13 protein-coding genes and 1 pseudogene are annotated in these 15,927 nt (G+C 59.5%); 3 read left to right on the top strand and 11 right to left on the bottom strand.

Going from position 1 to position 15,927, the window contains the following annotated elements:
- Positions 1–704 precede the first annotated feature (704 nt).
- Positions 705–2,117 carry an MATE family efflux transporter gene (locus IVB18_RS41470; RefSeq protein ID WP_247985945.1) on the bottom strand — a complete coding sequence of 471 codons (1,413 nt, stop codon included), beginning with the start codon at positions 2,115–2,117 and terminating at the stop codon, positions 705–707.
- Positions 2,118–3,305: 1,188 nt separating this feature from the next.
- On the opposite strand from IVB18_RS41470, the gene IVB18_RS41475 reads away from it, so the two are divergent.
- Positions 3,306–3,707 carry a hypothetical protein gene (locus IVB18_RS41475; protein WP_247985946.1) on the top strand — a complete coding sequence of 134 codons (402 nt, stop codon included), beginning with the start codon at positions 3,306–3,308 and terminating at the stop codon, positions 3,705–3,707.
- 29 nt (positions 3,708–3,736) lie between these two features.
- Positions 3,737–3,944: pseudogene (locus tag IVB18_RS41480) on the top strand (cold-shock protein).
- A 175-nt stretch (positions 3,945–4,119) separates the two neighbouring features.
- Here IVB18_RS41480 and IVB18_RS41485 read toward each other — a convergent pair.
- From IVB18_RS41485 to IVB18_RS41495, 3 genes are all read right to left on the bottom strand, one after another.
- Positions 4,120–5,220, bottom strand: a complete 1,101-nt coding sequence (locus IVB18_RS41485; protein WP_247985947.1) for a DUF4236 domain-containing protein — start codon at positions 5,218–5,220, stop codon at positions 4,120–4,122.
- Between the two features lie 255 nt (positions 5,221–5,475).
- Positions 5,476–6,159 carry a DUF2971 domain-containing protein gene (locus IVB18_RS41490; protein ID WP_247985948.1) on the bottom strand — a complete coding sequence of 228 codons (684 nt, stop codon included), beginning with the start codon at positions 6,157–6,159 and terminating at the stop codon, positions 5,476–5,478.
- 578 nt (positions 6,160–6,737) lie between these two features.
- Positions 6,738–8,306, bottom strand: coding sequence for a porin (locus IVB18_RS41495; protein WP_247985949.1), 1,569 nt, complete (start codon positions 8,304–8,306; stop codon positions 6,738–6,740).
- An 829-nt stretch (positions 8,307–9,135) separates the two neighbouring features.
- On the opposite strand from IVB18_RS41495, the gene IVB18_RS41500 reads away from it, so the two are divergent.
- The gene (locus IVB18_RS41500; protein ID WP_247985950.1) at positions 9,136–9,276 is read left to right on the top strand and encodes a hypothetical protein; all 141 of its coding nucleotides are present in this window, start codon (positions 9,136–9,138) and stop codon (positions 9,274–9,276) included.
- 299 nt (positions 9,277–9,575) lie between these two features.
- Here the strand turns inward: IVB18_RS41500 and IVB18_RS41505 are convergent, their stop codons facing one another.
- The 7 genes from IVB18_RS41505 to IVB18_RS41535 all read right to left on the bottom strand — a co-directional run bounded on the left by IVB18_RS41505 (position 9,576) and on the right by IVB18_RS41535 (position 15,920).
- Positions 9,576–10,412, bottom strand: a complete 837-nt coding sequence (locus IVB18_RS41505) for an ABC transporter permease (protein WP_247991858.1) — start codon at positions 10,410–10,412, stop codon at positions 9,576–9,578.
- 42 nt (positions 10,413–10,454) lie between these two features.
- A complete protein-coding gene (locus IVB18_RS41510; RefSeq protein ID WP_247985951.1) occupies positions 10,455–11,387 on the bottom strand; it encodes an ABC transporter permease in 933 nt (310 codons plus the stop codon).
- Positions 11,387–12,385, bottom strand: coding sequence for an oligopeptide/dipeptide ABC transporter ATP-binding protein (locus IVB18_RS41515; protein ID WP_247985952.1), 999 nt, complete (start codon positions 12,383–12,385; stop codon positions 11,387–11,389). The genes IVB18_RS41510 and IVB18_RS41515 overlap by 1 nt, the downstream gene beginning before the upstream one ends.
- The gene (locus IVB18_RS41520) at positions 12,382–13,368 is read right to left on the bottom strand and encodes an ABC transporter ATP-binding protein (protein ID WP_247985953.1); all 987 of its coding nucleotides are present in this window, start codon (positions 13,366–13,368) and stop codon (positions 12,382–12,384) included. Before IVB18_RS41520 ends, IVB18_RS41515 begins: the two co-directional genes overlap by 4 nt.
- A 23-nt stretch (positions 13,369–13,391) precedes the next feature.
- Positions 13,392–14,033 carry a hypothetical protein gene (locus tag IVB18_RS41525; RefSeq protein WP_247985954.1) on the bottom strand — a complete coding sequence of 214 codons (642 nt, stop codon included), beginning with the start codon at positions 14,031–14,033 and terminating at the stop codon, positions 13,392–13,394.
- Positions 13,967–15,547 (bottom strand): ABC transporter substrate-binding protein, encoded by a 1,581-nt coding sequence (locus IVB18_RS41530; protein ID WP_247985955.1) that lies wholly within the window; start codon positions 15,545–15,547, stop codon positions 13,967–13,969. The genes IVB18_RS41525 and IVB18_RS41530 overlap by 67 nt, the downstream gene beginning before the upstream one ends.
- A gap of 145 nt (positions 15,548–15,692) precedes the next feature.
- Positions 15,693–15,920 (bottom strand): hypothetical protein, encoded by a 228-nt coding sequence (locus IVB18_RS41535; protein ID WP_247985956.1) that lies wholly within the window; start codon positions 15,918–15,920, stop codon positions 15,693–15,695.
- Between the last annotated feature and the right edge of the window lie 7 nt (positions 15,921–15,927).

Consider the following 15,927-nt stretch of genomic DNA (forward strand, 5'->3'; position numbering starts at 1 on the left):
CCCGGCCAGCGCGACGGCCGGTACCGAGCCGGGATTAGCGGCGTGCGAGCGCCAGCAGCTCTCCTCAGCCGTAGATCGGCCCAGCTTGTCTTGGACGGAGGCTGCGGCGTCAGTGGTTTGGTCTGATCATGATCGCCTGATGCACCTCTGCCGGCGCAGCGCCAAGCCACGGAATTCCCCACAGACCTCAAGGACAGTCCAACCGCGGCGAGGACGTTAGGTAGGACATCGAACAAGCCGAGGGTAGCATCGGCTCGCAAGCAAGAATGGCAAATGCCGCGTCCAAGCAAACTTTCTCGGCGCCGTAGTCGCGATTGAGCCTGAAATCGAGGGCTGATGCAGCCTTCGGCTCGTTTCGCGCGGCGGTTCGATTCCGGCGATTGCGATGCATCTCGTGTGCTTGACAGGAATTCCGCAGTTGTGGAGCTCGCAGACACCGGTCGACCTGTCGAAAATTGATGTGCCCTGACGTGATCGCATCGATCCCCGTGCGCGCCGCTGGGCCGCACGATTTGTCGGCTTTGCTATCGAAGGGAGGGACCCAGAGCCATTCTGCCAAGCGTGACAAGTTGGAAATCCTGCAAATCGCCAGAGGACGCCTTGAGGATTCCTACTCGCTCTCAAGCGAGTTAACCACTTTGGTTATCGCTTTTTGAAATGAAATGATCGAAAAATAAGATGCTAGTAACTGTCCCTTCTAACCCTCAGTGAGCGCGGCTTGTCAAGTGGCGGAACCGCAAGACAAGGAGCGCCGCATAGACAGTCGTTCCGATCGACAAGCCAATCCATATACCAATGGCGCCCAGACCCATCTTCAGACCGAGCCAATAGCTGAGCGAAAAGCCGATCAGCCACCAAGCAAAGGCAGCAAACAGAAGCGGCACCCGCGTGTCCCTCAATCCGCGCAGGCCGCCTGCCGCAATGCACTGGGCCGCGTCAGTGATAAAGAGGGTTGCGCCGACCACGATGAGCTTTGCGGCAACGCCAATCGTTGCCTCGGAATCGCCGGCCGATCTGCCCAGAAACAGCTCGACGATCTCAAAACGTGCGGCGATCAGCGTAAGCGTTAGCGTTGCGGCTATGACAATACCAAGCAACATCGCTGCCAGATTTGCCCGCTTGACGCCTGCACGGTCGTCGCGGCCGGCGGCATGGCCGACGCGTACGGCCGCGGCCGTGCCAACGCCGAGATAAATCATAAACATGATCGCGGCAATCTGAACAACAATCTGATGAGCGGCCAGTGCACTGGTGCTGATCAAGCCCGCAAGGAGCGACGTGGCCAAAAATAGTCCCGACTCGATCAATGAAGCGATGGAGATCGGCGTCCCGATTGCGATGAGCGGCCGCATTGCGCGCCAATCGAAACGCCAGAGATGCGCAAAGACATGGTAGTCACGGAACGGCCGGCGCAGTGCAGCGAACCACAACCCGGCCAAAAAAATGCTGCAGTTGACGAGCGTGGTCGCAAGACCTGCCCCGAACAGCTCGAGCCGGGGCAGCCCAAGCTTGCCATAGGCCAGCATATAGACCAGCAAGGCATTGAGGGGGATGGCTGATAACGTAATCCAGAAGACTGGCTGTGGCCGATTGACCCCGCCCATGAAACTGCGGATAGCAAAAAACGCCAGTGCCGGAGCCCCGCCGAAGGCTAATCCGAAGAGGTATTGCTGGGCGAGCTGCGCCACATCTGGGGCTTGGCCCATCGCAAGCAGTATTTTCTCTGCTCGCAGCGCCACAACAATGATCGGGAATGATAGGATCAGGGCCGCCCATAAGCCCATGCGCAGCGTACGCCGTACCGCGCCTAGATTATTTTCCCCAAACGCTCGCGCCGCCAAAGGCGCGATGGCACTTAGTAGTCCCACGCCGAAGGTGACGCTAATGAAATAGATCCGGCCCGCCAGCGCTGCCGCGGCGAGCGCCTCAGCGCTGATGCGCCCGATGAAGGCAAGGTCGGTCGTCATCATCGCGATCTGCCCAACCTGCGTCAGCACCATTGGCAACGCGAGTTTCGCGGTTTCGCCGAGCTCGATAGAGAAGCGACGGATAGCCGCCCGTCTCGTCCCTTCTGGTCGCGAGATTAATGCCGGCTTTGTCTTGGCTATCTTGTCCATATAATCATGTCGCCGTTTGCGTGGGCGAACGAAATACCGCTTTTTTTCACGGGAGTATTACGTTCTGACGTAAATTCGCGGTCAGCCCGCGATGCTGCTCGCGGGCAGCCTCGTGCGACCGCACGTTGTTTAGATGCAAAAACTGACGACGGCTTGGCTTCGTGCAGCGCGGCCCCGATTTTCGCATGCGATAAGCGCCAAGGAGAGGTTGCAAATGCCGCGCCAGAATTGGCCAATCACCGCAATGGCGCAACGGTGACGGCGCGCATCGGGATCGAGCGAGGTCGATCGAGGAGGCGATTCATGCGCAGGCCACTGGGTTGATGCCAAAGATTGGAGGGCCCGAACTCGGACCCGATCCATGCCATGAACTGAAGACTTATCATCCCGCAACCCATCCCTGCACTTCTGAGCAATCGATGGGATCTCACTGTTCAAAGCCCATGCCAACTGCGACAGCTTGACTAATGCTTCCTCTCATCCAAGCCGACCTGTCGCGGGATCGACAGCACGTCGCAAACAAGACAACCGGCATCGCACGCGCTCAGCCCGAGAGGGCGGCGATGCGACTACACGGTGGGTCGCAATTTCATCGGTTAGGAAGACCTAGCGGGATTGATTCGTCACGAGCTCTGTAAGCTCGCGCCTGCTCGACTGGATCACAGATATCGATATGCAATCACATTGATGAGCTGCGCGGCCTCGATCCCGCTCTTGGCGCCTTGGAAAATGAAGTGCTCTCGGCAGTGGGTCACAAGTCAGCAAGCCATAGACGTCGATGGTGACTTCCCCTTTCTTTGGCCTCGCGCACGCTGATCTAGTTCGTTCACACCGGACACATTCCGCTCGGCGGCTGCAGCCCTTTTTTCGTCTGTTTGGGTGACGGCATGCGCCAGCTTGGGGGTCGACCGCTCATGGACGCCATGAGAATATAACAAGAACACCGAGTCGTGTCCCGACTCGGCAGTTTTGTGGGCGGCGAGCGGCTCGGCCGAGACAAGCAGCACGACCCGAGCTGCGAGGGCACATGAAAGTGGCGAGTCCGAAGGCTGCACATGGAATCCGGTGCTCTGCCCCCTTTGTTAGCCTTACCCAGCAAGGTTTCCGTTTGAAAAGCGATGATGTGTGCTACCCGGCCTTAGGTAGCGCCGGTATTGTCGGGCTTTCATTGAACCTTTGCGTGCGCATGTGAGCTTTCAGCTGTCCATACTGAAGATACTTGCCGGGCAGCCGGGCGGCCGAGCCAGACTTGAACTCGTCAAACAGCACTTGGCCATCTTTTACACCAGCGGGCCCGAGTGGCCGGCGCGCATGAAGCGCATCGCAAGCCGCGAGCCGAACCTCGATATCTTCGGACAAAAGCTCATCGACCGGGAGGTGGGATACTGGACCATCACTGAGGAGGGACGGAAGGTCCTTGAGGCCCTTGAGAAGCTCGATCGATATGTGGCGCAAGGCCAGCCCGAGGCACAGGCCGATGAGCCAGCTGGCGATGAGCGACCGCCATTGCCGGCTGCGCCGCCACGACCGATCGCCCGCAGGAACCGTCCTCAGCGTAAACGGTTGTGGGTCAGGCAGCTCTTCGATTAGATCGCGGAACTTCAGTTTGAAATAATGCAATGGCAATGGGGACTGTGAAGTGGTTCAACGCGACCAAGGGATACCGGCTTCATCCAGCCAGAAGACGGGGGAGCTGACGTCTTCGTTCACATCAGCGCGGTCGAGAAGGCCGGCTACACCAATCTCGCGGAAGGCGTTCGGGTCAGCTACGAGCTGATGGCTGGTCGTTCGGGCAAGATGAGCGCCGAAAATCTGCGCATCGGCTGATCGACTTGCCCTGAGGAACCTGCCAAGCTTTGGCGTTTCTGAATTAGCTTCTGGCTTGCGCGAGAAGTCATCGACTCAGCAAATCTCCCGGCACCGCTGAGGCCGTTTCCTGTCCGACGCACGATCAGCGCTGCGCATCGGAGCGCCGTGCGAGGCGCTTATCGGGATCGCATTTTCAAGCAGACATTGCAGCGAGGGATGCGACAAATCTCTCGGCTGCTTCAACGCGCGAGCACTGGATCCGTTCGTTCACTCCGTGGGACGAGCGAAGATCGATCTCACCATACAGGCAGATCGGTAGCTCCCGGTTGTTTTTGAAGCGCCGGTCCGGGCCGCCCTTACGATTCACGTAGCGCCAGGTCTGGTCTACGACAGTCGCGTCGGCGGGCGGCGTCTCTTCCTCGATAAAGCGAGCGCTTCGAAACATGAATTCAACGTCTTCGTAGCCGAACCCGGCAACAGTCTTGCCGGTAGTAACCAGGATCGCGTCAGGTGTCAGATAGAACGTCTCTTTTCCGAGTGGCAACTTCAGGAAATCGACGTTGCTTTTGACCAGCGGTGGCTTCTCCCTGGCTAACGAAATCTGGTGTCTTTGAATCAGCTTCGAGGCGCCCGCGCTGCGTTTCCAATCCGTTTCTTGTCGCTCAAGAGGGACATTCCATATGCGACCGCAACTCGCCAAGTCATGGAATGCGCGGGTCAGGGCCTCAAACCGCGCTGACTGCTCCGCTGGCAGCTCGTACGCGAGCGACACGGTACTCGTTTCGAGGCCATGGATGGCCAGAGATCCGAGGACAAGAACCAGCCCAGCGGTCAGAAGAAAGGCTGCAACAGGAGGAACGGCCGAAGCTGAAGCCGCGAGCTTGAGGGCACCGAACGCGAAGAGCACCGACAATAGCGCGATGAGTAGCTTGCATCGGCGCCAGCGGGTTCGGCCGGCTGCCAAGGTCTGTGCAATCTCGATGGTCGAGTTGGCGACCAGGTCATCGATCGAAGCACTGTCGATGACAGTGCCTTCGTCCGAACCGATTGGTCCACGGGGCGGGAAATTGGGCGTTTCCGGCAGAGGGGGCGGCGATGCACCAACCGATGCGTAGGGCTGATAGGACGTCCACGACACCCCCGAGCCTGGCAGGCCCACGGTCGTTCTCGTGCCGTGCGGCCCGATGGTGTAATGCAGTCCGCGCGGGCCAAGCGAGACGCTCGCTCCACTGCCGCTTAGATTTAAGCGGACGCCCGGGATAATCTTAAAACTACGGCGAAATCGGAAACCCATCTGGAATCGGTCGCAAGTTGTTTGTTTGCTTCTTATCGCGCACAGATCGAACGCCTTCAAGAGCGCGAGACAGGAGACTACAGATCATTTGAAAGCCGCCCGGACCGGGAAGCGCAAGCCGCTCGGTCCGCAATATAAGGGATCTCTGAGCGCTTGATCGTCAAGCGCATACGATGTGTGGCCAGTAGGGCTTCCACGGCGATTGTTTGCTATCGCCCCAACGCGGGCCCGATGATGATTTCTTCGATGCCGCAATTATTGGGATGAAGAGCAGTATTGTTGATGACGACTTTGTCGAACAGACAAGCCCGGTAAGGAACAAGTCCGGCTGGTGAGACACGTGTCTTCAGGTCGCCAGGCCAGGAAACTCCCAACCCAAACCAGGCGCGACTCGCACTCCTCTTGGAAGGGTTGGTTCTTGAGAACAAGAGCAGTCTTCAACGCATGCGGCCACCAGGTCCTGACTTGCGCGCGGGCGCCCTCCGGCTCATCCGTTCCTTCCACCAGGCGTCCGATGAGCAGCGTCACCGCCCTATCAGCCGCCGCTCGCTGTTGCTCTGTGTCATAGAGGACCGGCGTGATATCAAAGTCCTGGGCTGCAGCGTTCTGCAAAAGCCAGTCTGCACTGAAGCCGATTGAGAATCCTTGTCCACGATTGTAGCCTCGCCATTGCGAGAGCAGATCGCCTTCAGATGTCAGAGATCCGACGAAGCCATGAACTTCGCTGCTATGTTGACGAAAGAGTGCGACCGTCTCCCAGGCAAGCGATGAGATATCTCTGATCTGGTCGCCACGACGGTCGATTGCGTCGAGGACGATCTTCCAGCCGTGCAGAAACTCCGATGTATCGTTGAGAAAGCGATAGTGTGACGTCCATAGCGAGGGGCTGGCCACGATGCCATGGAGACCTGCGGCGGATGTGTAGTGGTACAGAATCATTCGTTTCCTCGATGGCCGAGCGATGGATTTCAAACAAACGCGATGACGGGCTGCTTGCGGTCAGCTTCAACAAAGAGATCGAGAATATCTCGAACACTGATCTTCATGGAGTCTGAGCCTTAAGAGAAGGGGCGGCGCTGGGCCGTGCGCCAGCGCGCGGTGACAGAAATGATCTGATCCAGCTCAGTGTCCTCAATTTGTGCCTTGAGGATCCTGATCTCGGCCTTTCGCCCGAGAGAGCACAGCGATCGGGCGATCCCATCTCGGGCCACGGACCTGGTGGATTGCCGCTCCAATTACGTCATTGAGTTCCGTTCCAGTACCCCTGGTCCGTTTCCAATCGATATCCAACAGCTGGGCCCGCAATGCGTATACTGACGCACTCGATCTCCCAAGTGCCTTCGTTGTCTCGTCATTCAGCTTGAAGCCTTTATTCGCGCAAAAAGGACCGGGCCTGCCCCCTCTGACCAACAGTTGGCCATATATGTAGGAGACCCCCGGCGGGCATGCCCGAGCCTCCTTGGAGGTTAGCGTACATTGCATAGAGCCTTTCTCCTTTCGCTAAATTTGGCGGAGACTCACCAGTTGCGCTGCGCTCGCAGCAACATTGTCAGCGTGCTCTGGTCCTTTAACGCGTAGGTAGCAGTTGGCTTCGCGACAGCCGACTGCAGCGGCAATGTTACCGTGCTTCCGCTCGCGTATTTTTGGTCGAGCATGGTGTAGGCGAGGTCGGCCGTAAAGGTCAGATTCCTGACCGGGGTCCAGCGCGTGACGACGCCAACAGCCCCGTAATTGAAGTCGGGATTACAGCCAGCCATGCCGCTCGAAAGTGCAAGTCCCGCAACGAAAGCATTGCAGATATAGCCCTTGGCAGTGCTTCCATATCGAACGGCAGCCCACCCGCCATAAATGGCCGTATTCCACAGCGGATCCCAGTTATGGGTGTAGCCACCGCGGAAGCCGTAGGTCGTGGTCAACTCCTGACCGGCGCCCGCAACGAACACGGAGTCAGACAGACCGGCCAGGCCGACGCTCTGGTAACCGCTAGCCATGCCCGTACCGCCGTACATCGCGTATGTGGTCGCCATCAGGTCGTTGAAGTTGTAGCGGGTCGCACCATTCGTATACGCGGCGGACAAGTTAATCGTGTCACCTGGCCCGGTCGGGATGTTTTTGAGTGATAAGGCCAACTGAGCAGCCCAGCCCCACTTGTCGCCTGGATGGCCGGTGGTTTCGTCAACGCCGTAATAGGCCGCATGGTTATCATGCGCAGCAAGTGACGCCTGAAAGAGGCCCCAGGCCTGGTCGACGCGGGCCATCGCGATAAGGTCAGGCGAGCGCGAAGCGCCGATGTCGTTGGCGCCGTAGGCCGCCGTCGCGAGGCCGGCAGCCGTGGCGCCGCTCACGTTCCAGATGTTGGTTGTACCATAGATGACTTGATCCTGGGTCGAGAGCGACCCTGTGACGCCTTGGCCGAAGTCGGCGGTATAGGTCAACTGGTTCACGCCAGTGACCCAGCCACCCCCACCGGGTAGATCGTCATATTCGTTCGCCGGATAGTTGGTCCAAGGCGCAGAGAACTGCGAGACCGCCTTTCCCACGGTAAAGCCGGCGAATTGGATGAAGGCGGAGTAGACGCCGAGCGATCCCTGTGCGATCGCTCCACTGCCCTGTCCTCCGGCCACAGCTGCGTTATAGGTGGTTGCGCCTCCGACTTCGCCTGTACCGGCCCCGGTATAGCCACCCGAGGTCCAGCTGAACACGCCTTGGAAGAAGGTGCGAACCGCGCCGTACTCGGTCGCAGTCCGCGTGTCGATGCTCAAGCTCTCCCGCGACCGCCACGTGTAGTAGTTGCTGAGGCGGTTTCGAGCTCCCGCCACACCATTAGCTGCTGGGTCAAAGTCGCTGTTGCTGTTCAACACCAAGTCAGCGCGCAAGTAACCACCCAGCTTGATGCACGTGTCCGTGCCCGGAATGTAGTAGAAGCCGGCGCCATATGGCGAGCAAACCTTCACGTACTCGATCGCTTTGGACTTGACCGGAAGATCAGCTGCTTGTGCAGCTTGCAGCGCGAATAAGCCTGCCGCTGATGTCACGACAAGCCGTTTGATCGTTGGATGTGGAGAGCTCAAATTTGAGAACGTCATTGCCCTATCCTCTGGGTCAGAACCTGTGCGGGCGAGGCTGTATCGTTGGGACGCAAACATTCGGTGACAGACATCTACTCGTGCGATGAGACGTTCTGATTTGATGATGCAGTGCCAAGAAAACGCGATCGGCTTGAAAAACAGGAGCAATATCGATCGCGGGTCGACGCCCAGAGTGACCCAAGAAATTCCATTGAGAGCTTGACGGAGCTTTCTGGCTTTTCCTGTTGCGTGTTCGTGATAGCAGCACCTCAGTGGATAGAATGTGGGCACACTGCATTTGCAGCTGAAATCTCAGCCGCCTCTGTCGGGTTTGGCGCGCCTGCAGCGCCGAGGTGGCTTCGTCAGAGCTAAGGCTGCGTTTGCCGATACTTAATGTGAGTACTATGGGGTCCGCACGGCGCTTTACTATTGCCGGTCGCGCTGAATGCCAAAGGAACGACCTTGAAGTTGAGTCCACCCCCGATCAGGTTACGCACAGTGAGCGGCGCAGGTGGCGGTCACCGGAAATGGGCTCAGCAAGAACGGGCGGAAAGTGAAGCTCGGCTCTTTCTGCCAGCCGATGTCCGGCCTGTATGAGCTTGAGGCAGGCAGGTGCTCGATCAGATCGCCAAACGCGACCCTTTGGTCATGAGTAGCCAGGTCTCAAGTCCGGCCTAGACTCAGTGCAAACTGCACGCGCGAGACTCGATGCAAATTCACGCCCACGAGCACCGATCGTATGTCGCGCCACAAGCCTGGTCTCCCGGGTTAGGTCGACTTCCCGATCCCGCGAACAGCGCGATCCGTATCCTCTCTCGTTTTCCGACCAGAGAGAGAAGCTCCGCCATTGATCCGCCGGCCGCAGATTCAAGATCAAGAATCCAAAGGTGATGCTCGCGCGCAGCGCCGTCGTCAGCTGCCGACATTTTATCCCGAGCTCATCATCAAGGCCGCATGCAGCAAGACAGAAAATTATGGCCTGCTCTGAAGTTTCGCCTTCACGCTCAAGATGATGGTGCGCGTGTACGTCACCGCATGATCAGCTCATGCAGCCGATTGGTGATACCGCCACGCTCGCGAAACCCGGCACACAGCTTGGCCAAGCCGGCAAAGCTCACATGTCCAGCGGTCCATCAAGCCCAGCCGCTCGGGCCCACCCTGGGGATCGTGCCTCCGGTCAACGAAGCGCCCTTCCCTATTCGAACGCGGCCGCCGCGAGATCGCTGCAGGTGGTCGAAAGGCAGGATGTTGCGGGGCTGAGGGATCGAAAGCAGGGTTCTGGAGGGCTCATGATAATGACTTATCGATCCGATCGCGCAGCCAATCGCCAACGAGCGAAATCGACAAAGTCGTGAGCGAGATGACCAGCGAAGGGAGCACAAGGATCCAGGGAGCACGGGTCAGATAGTCACGACCGTAGCCGACCATATTGCCAAGCGACGTAAGCGGAGGCTGCACTCCAAGTCCAAGAAAGCTAAGGCCGCTCTCGAGCAAGATGACGTCCGGAAATGCGAGCGTCATGGTGACGATCAAGGTCGACGCGATGTTTGGCATGATGTGGCGCAGGTAGACGCGCCATGGCCTTGCGCCAAGCTGGCGTACGGCGATCACATAGGCTTGCTCGTTGGAACTCATGGCAAGCGCGCGGGTGACACGCGCGTAGCGTTCCCATCCGTGCAGACCAATGAGCCCGACGAAGAGGAGCAGAGAGTTGCCGAAGAAAGCAAGCACCGCGAGCGCCAAGACGAGAAACGGCATGCTTGCCTGGAAATCCACGCAACCGAGGATGACCTGCTCTACCCAGCCGCGGAAGTGAGCGGCCAAAACGCCAAGCGTGATGCCAAGGACGGCGCCGAGCAACGTCGCTCCGAAGGCAATAAGTAGGCTGATGCGGATGGATATGACCAGGCGCGCCAGGACGTCCCGGCCGAGTTCGTCTGAACCAAAGGGATGCGCCATGGTTCCGCCGAGGCCAAGAGGTGCAGCAAGGCGATGATGAAGGTCGAGGGCTGCATAGTCATAAGGGGTGAGGCGATCAGCGAAGATTGCGACAAGAAGCATGAGCGCCAGCCAGGCAACCGCAATTGCGACCCCGCGGTCACGCCACCACCACAGACTGCGCATCCTCGAAGTCGGCAGAACTCGGTCTGCGGAAATGCTCGACAATTATTGCCTCCCAGAGTGCAACTCGCGCATACGTGGATCGAGCACGCCATAGAGCAGATCGATGGTGACATTGGTGGTAATCATGGCGGCGGCCACAATGAGCAGGATGCACTGGACGACAGCCAAATCACGGCTCGCAACCGAGACGACCAGCAGACTGCCAATGCCTGGCCACGAAAAAACGCTTTCGACGAGCACCGTTCCCGCGATGAGATTGCCAACCATGAAGCCGACGATGGTCAGCACCGCTATCGCGGCGTTGGGCAGAGCGTGGCCGGTCACGACGCGGGGCCAAGGCACACCCTTGGCGCTGGCGGCACGAATGTAGGGCTGTCCAAGCACCTCGAGCATGGCGCTGCGGCTGAAGCGGGCCAAAACGGCTGCGCCGCCCAGACCGAGGGTAACGACAGGCAGCACCAAATGCTGCCAAGTGCCGGCGCCGCCCGAGGGGAACCAGGGGAGCTCGACTGCGAACGCCAGTACGAACACGAGGCCAAGCACGAAAGATGGGACGGTGAAGCCCACGACCGCTACCATCATCACCAATCGATCCGCGATGCTATCTCGTTTGAGGGCCGCGTAGATGCCGGCCGGAATGCCGATCAACAGATTGAGGATGAGTGCCGGCGCGGTCAGCATCAGCGTGACAGGAATGCGCTCGGCGACGACGGTGATCGCGGAACGCCCGTCACGCATCGATTGGCCGAGATCTCCATGAACGACCGCGAAGAGGTATCTGAGGTATTGCATCCAGAGTGGCGCATCGAGCCCCCAGGCCTTTCGGAAGGCCTCGACCGCTTCCGCCGGGGTTTCCGGCGACAATAACGCACGGGCGGGATCGCCAGCGGCGCGCAGCACTACGAATGCGAATGTGACCACAACTGCGATGGTCAGCAACGCGCGCGCCAAGCGGACCACTATGAAGCGAGCCATCATGCCTCCTTGTCGAGTTCGGCACCATGAGCGCCGATCAGATGGCAGGCGACGCGGCGCCCGTCGGGAACGGATCTGAGCTTTGGGACGAACCGCGCGCAAAGTGGAAGCGCTACCGGACAGCGAGGATGGAATGCGCAGCCGCCCGGTCGCGCAGCCGGATCGGGCGGATCTCCTTGCAGGATCGTGCGAGACCGATGTCTCCCCGGCCTGGGCACCGCGGAAACGAGCGCCCGCGAATAGGGATGCAAAGGATCCAGAAGAACCGCCTCAGAGGCGCCTTCCTCGACGATGGCGCCGAGATACATCACAGCAATCCGGTCGCTGAGCAGCCGGACTACTCGCAAATCATGGCTGATGAAGATCATCGCCATGCGCCGCCGCGCCTGCAGATCCTGCAGAAGATTGATCACTTGCGCCTGGATCGAGACGTCGAGCGCCGATACTGGCTCGTCGCAGACAATGAGATCTGGATCGGTCGCAAGCGCTCGGGCCAGGACAGCACGCTGGCGCTGGCCGCCTGAAAGCTCGTGCGGAAAGCGCCTAAGGTGATCGGTCCTAAGCCCCACATCCGCGAGAAGCGCATTGACCCGCCCCTTTCGTTCCGACTTGCTGCCAAGCCGATGAATTTCGAGCGGCTCGGCTATTTGCGCGCCGATCGTCAGGCGGGGATCGAGCGCACCTAGCGGATCCTGAAATACCATTTGGATTCGCATCCTGAGCCGGCGCCATCGAATATCGCCGATAGCAGGCAAAGCTTCTCCGCCGAAGGTCACCGAGCCGGCATCTGGTCGGTCCAGGCCGATCAGGAGCCGGCCCGTCGTGGACTTACCACAGCCGGATTCGCCAACCAGTCCGAGCGTTTCGCCGCGAGCCAGCTGCAGAGAGAGCCCATTGACCGCGTGGACCATCGCTGGACGCTGGAAAAGGCCCTGTGGCAAGCAATATCGGCGGACAAGCCCATCGGCTTGGAGGATCGGCGGAGCAGTTTCGATCATGCAGCCACGACTTCGCCCTGGTGCGGTTCGCTCGTGACATGCAAGCAGGCAGCCCTGTGTCCGATATCGCCATCCAGCGAGGCGAGCTCAATCGCCCAATGACCGCAACGTTCGATCCGCCGATCGCAACGGGGGGCAAAAGGACAACCTGGCGGAAAATCGGCTGCGTTTGGCACGACACCCGGAATGGCGAAGAGGCGTTGCCGCGGCGCATCCAGACTTGGAAGAGCCGCAAGAAGACCTCTCGTATATGGATGAGCAGGTTGGTCAAAGAGACGGTAGGCGGGCAATTCTTCGACGATGTGCCCCCCGTAAAGGACCAGTACGCGTTCACAGATCTCACTGACGATGCCGAGATCATGCGAGATCAGGACCAGCGCCATCCCTGTCTCGCGTTGGATCTGCCGCAGAAGCTCAAGGATCTGCGCTTGAATAGTGACATCCAAGGCGGTGGTAGGTTCATCAGCGATCAAGATGTCGGGTTGCCCTGCAAGCGCCATGGCGATCACAACGCGCTGGTTCTGGCCGCCGGATAATTGGTGCGCATAGGCACCCAGCCGGCGCGCGGCATCGGGGATACCGACCTGGTCGAGCAGACGTCGCGCTTCGGCAAGGGCCGTGCGGTGGTCCATGCCGCGATGAAGCCGCAAGGCCTCGATGATCTGATTGCCCACCGTGTGCACAGGATTAAGCGCACTCGCCGGGTCCTGGAAGATCATGGCGATCTGCCCGCCGTGCACCTTATCGAGGCGAGAGGCCGGCGCATGGAGCAGCTCCTCTCCGGCAAGGCGTACGCTGCCCGTTATGTTAGCGCGGCGCGTCAACAGTCCGAGCGCGGCAAGCCATGTCACGGATTTGCCGCAACCGCTTTCGCCGACCATGCCCAGCGACTCGCCACGCTTGAGAGTGAGATCGATTCCGCGCAGTGTCGGCACACCGTCGAACACGACATGCAAACCTGCGATCTGAAGAAGCGCCTCCATCCGAGGTCCCTGCCCTTCCCCCATCATGGGCGCTGCATCAGCTCGGTTTGAACGAAGCTCTTGTTACGGCAGGAGTGCAACGATGCTACAGCGGCATCCTCGAGTGGCAACTCCGCCGACCTTCGGCGATCGGCGGCAAGCGTGCTTAGCCAGCGCAATTGTGCGACAGGTGTGCGCGCGCGCCTGGAATTGCTGGTATCAACAACGCCGGCAAAAGAGCACGAATGCTCCCGAAATGAGATCGTACCATGCGCCTCGGAATGGCCGATGTTCATGCAGCTTTCGAGCATGGGCCGGGCACCTCCAGCAGCCTTGACCTCGCATCCGATCTCAAGGCCCTCCGCTACTTGCCGGCGCACTGTTAGATCGTCGGTGCAGATTGGAGGCGCGCCTTGATGGATGCGGCGCAGCGTCCGCGCCTCCCAGACGACGCGACTGCCCCCTCGGATCGTCTGCGAGACCTTGAACAGGATCGCATGATCGCCAGCGGCAAGATTGTCGTCAAACCAGGTCATCGCCAAGACACTCTGCCCGAGGGCTAGCTCCAAGGGCGGATTGCTGTTGGACAATGGTCGATTCAAGGTGTGCGTCATCGCGATCAGGTCCGGATCAGAGCTCTGTTGAAGGGGCCGAAATTGAGGTCGAGCGTCAGTCCCGGCAGCCATGGCACATCGCGGCGCTTGCCATAGAACTGGCCCGAGACGTGCAGAATCACGCAAGGCGGATCGATCTCGTTGATGATCTCGAGCATACGACGGATGATCGGCCGGCGCTGTTCGGCCTGGACGATGTCCTGGAGCTTGGCGCCGAGCGCGAAGTATTCCTCGTTCCTCCAGACTCCGATCGACTTTGGCAGGGTGCCGCTCGGACCGAATTCACGCCAGGGATGGCCGAGATGATCCAAAAAGAGCGCCGTATTCGACGTATCAAAGATGGCACGCACCGGCTGGCGCTGAATTTGCGCGAAGTTTTCCATCATCTGGATCTTGACGTTCAGGCCAACCGCACGCCACATCTCGATCATGGTCTGCGCACCAGAGACCTGATTGGGGTAGTAATTGTTGAGCAGACGATAGGTGATCTGCTCTCCCCTGTAGCCCGCTTCGGCCAGCAGCTCCTTGGCTTTGCCGGGATCATAGGCAAGCGAGGGAAATTCGTGGATGTAGCCTTCGCCGTAGCTCGGCAGCTGGTAGCCGTTCGGAATCGGGAGCCGGTCCTCCCACAAGCTCTGCACGATCAGCTTGCGATCGAGCGCAAGGCTCATGGCGCGGCGAACACGCGCATCCTTCAAGATGGCATCGGTCTGATCGAAGACGAGCGAGCGGATATTCTGCACTGCACCACCCACGACCTCGAGATCAGCACGCTTCTGGACGCTCGCGAACTGGTCCGACGGAATGTCAGTGGCGATGTCGAGCTCGCTGGCGAGCAGGCCGTTCACGCGCGCGGAAAGTTCGGGAATGATGCGATATTCAATGCCATCGAACGGCGGCCGACCACCCCAATAGGCATCGTGGGCGGCCAACGAGACGCGAATATCAAGCTTGTGGTCGACGAGCTTGTAAGGACCGCTTCCAACAGGGGCTGTGGTCCAGCGCTCCCACGAGCCCGCCGCCACGAAGGCGCGATGACTGACGATCTCCGATCCCCAAGCAGCCAGGCGCTGCTCGAGGAGCGCGTCGCCGCCCTTGGCATGCACAATGACGGTGTAAGGATCGACGATTTCGACCTTCTCGAGCCGATCAAGCGACTGAAGCGCCTCGGACATTCCGCTGCGTCCAGGTCCCAGCAGGTGGTCAGGACCAAGACTAAAGGCGACATCTTCGGCCGTCAAAGGCGTTCCGTCATGGAAAGCCACTCCCTTGCGCAAGAACAGCCGCAGTGACTGCGCATTGATCCGCTCCCAACGCTCGGCCAAGCCGGGCCGTAGCGGCATATCATGGGCATGGTCGAAGGTGATCAGCGTATCGAAAAGCTGCGGCATGATCCGGCGAATGGCAGTATCGGTCGCGATGACGGGGTCGAAGGATCGCGGAAATCCGGACATGCCGACCTTGAGGCGGCGACGCGTCAATGTCTTAGGCTCACCCTCCGCAGCACCGGCGCCTGTGCTGGCCAACACGCTTGCGGCAACGGCGCCTGCGATGGCTTGCCGTCGCGTCAGATCGATATGGGTCATCACCGCCTCCGATTCCACTTCCATTCATACGAATGCCACGCCCGCGAATTCTTAGATCGGCACTGACATTGGCGGACCACCGAAATTGGGCGCTTGTGTCATCAGGCATATTCGCGATTGTGTGCGACCTTAAAAACCTGAACTGCTACGGCAGGATGACATTAATCGAATAAGTCGATGTAAGCTTGCGAAGATGCGATGGTTGGCACTCCTGGCGCAGGCTGATGAAGAAGGAGAGCTGAGACGCAACGCACTGCGAACGCCCAACAGAGCCGCACGAACATGCGATACAGTTATCGTAATCTTCGATGATTTTATCCAAAGCCGCGATCATCCGGTTAGTTTGGTCGTTCGCGTTCGGATAGATCGCCACGAAACCG

Origin of the sequence: Bradyrhizobium sp. 186 (genome assembly GCF_023101685.1) — a bacterium.
Taxonomy (GTDB): Bacteria; Pseudomonadota; Alphaproteobacteria; order Rhizobiales; family Xanthobacteraceae; genus Bradyrhizobium.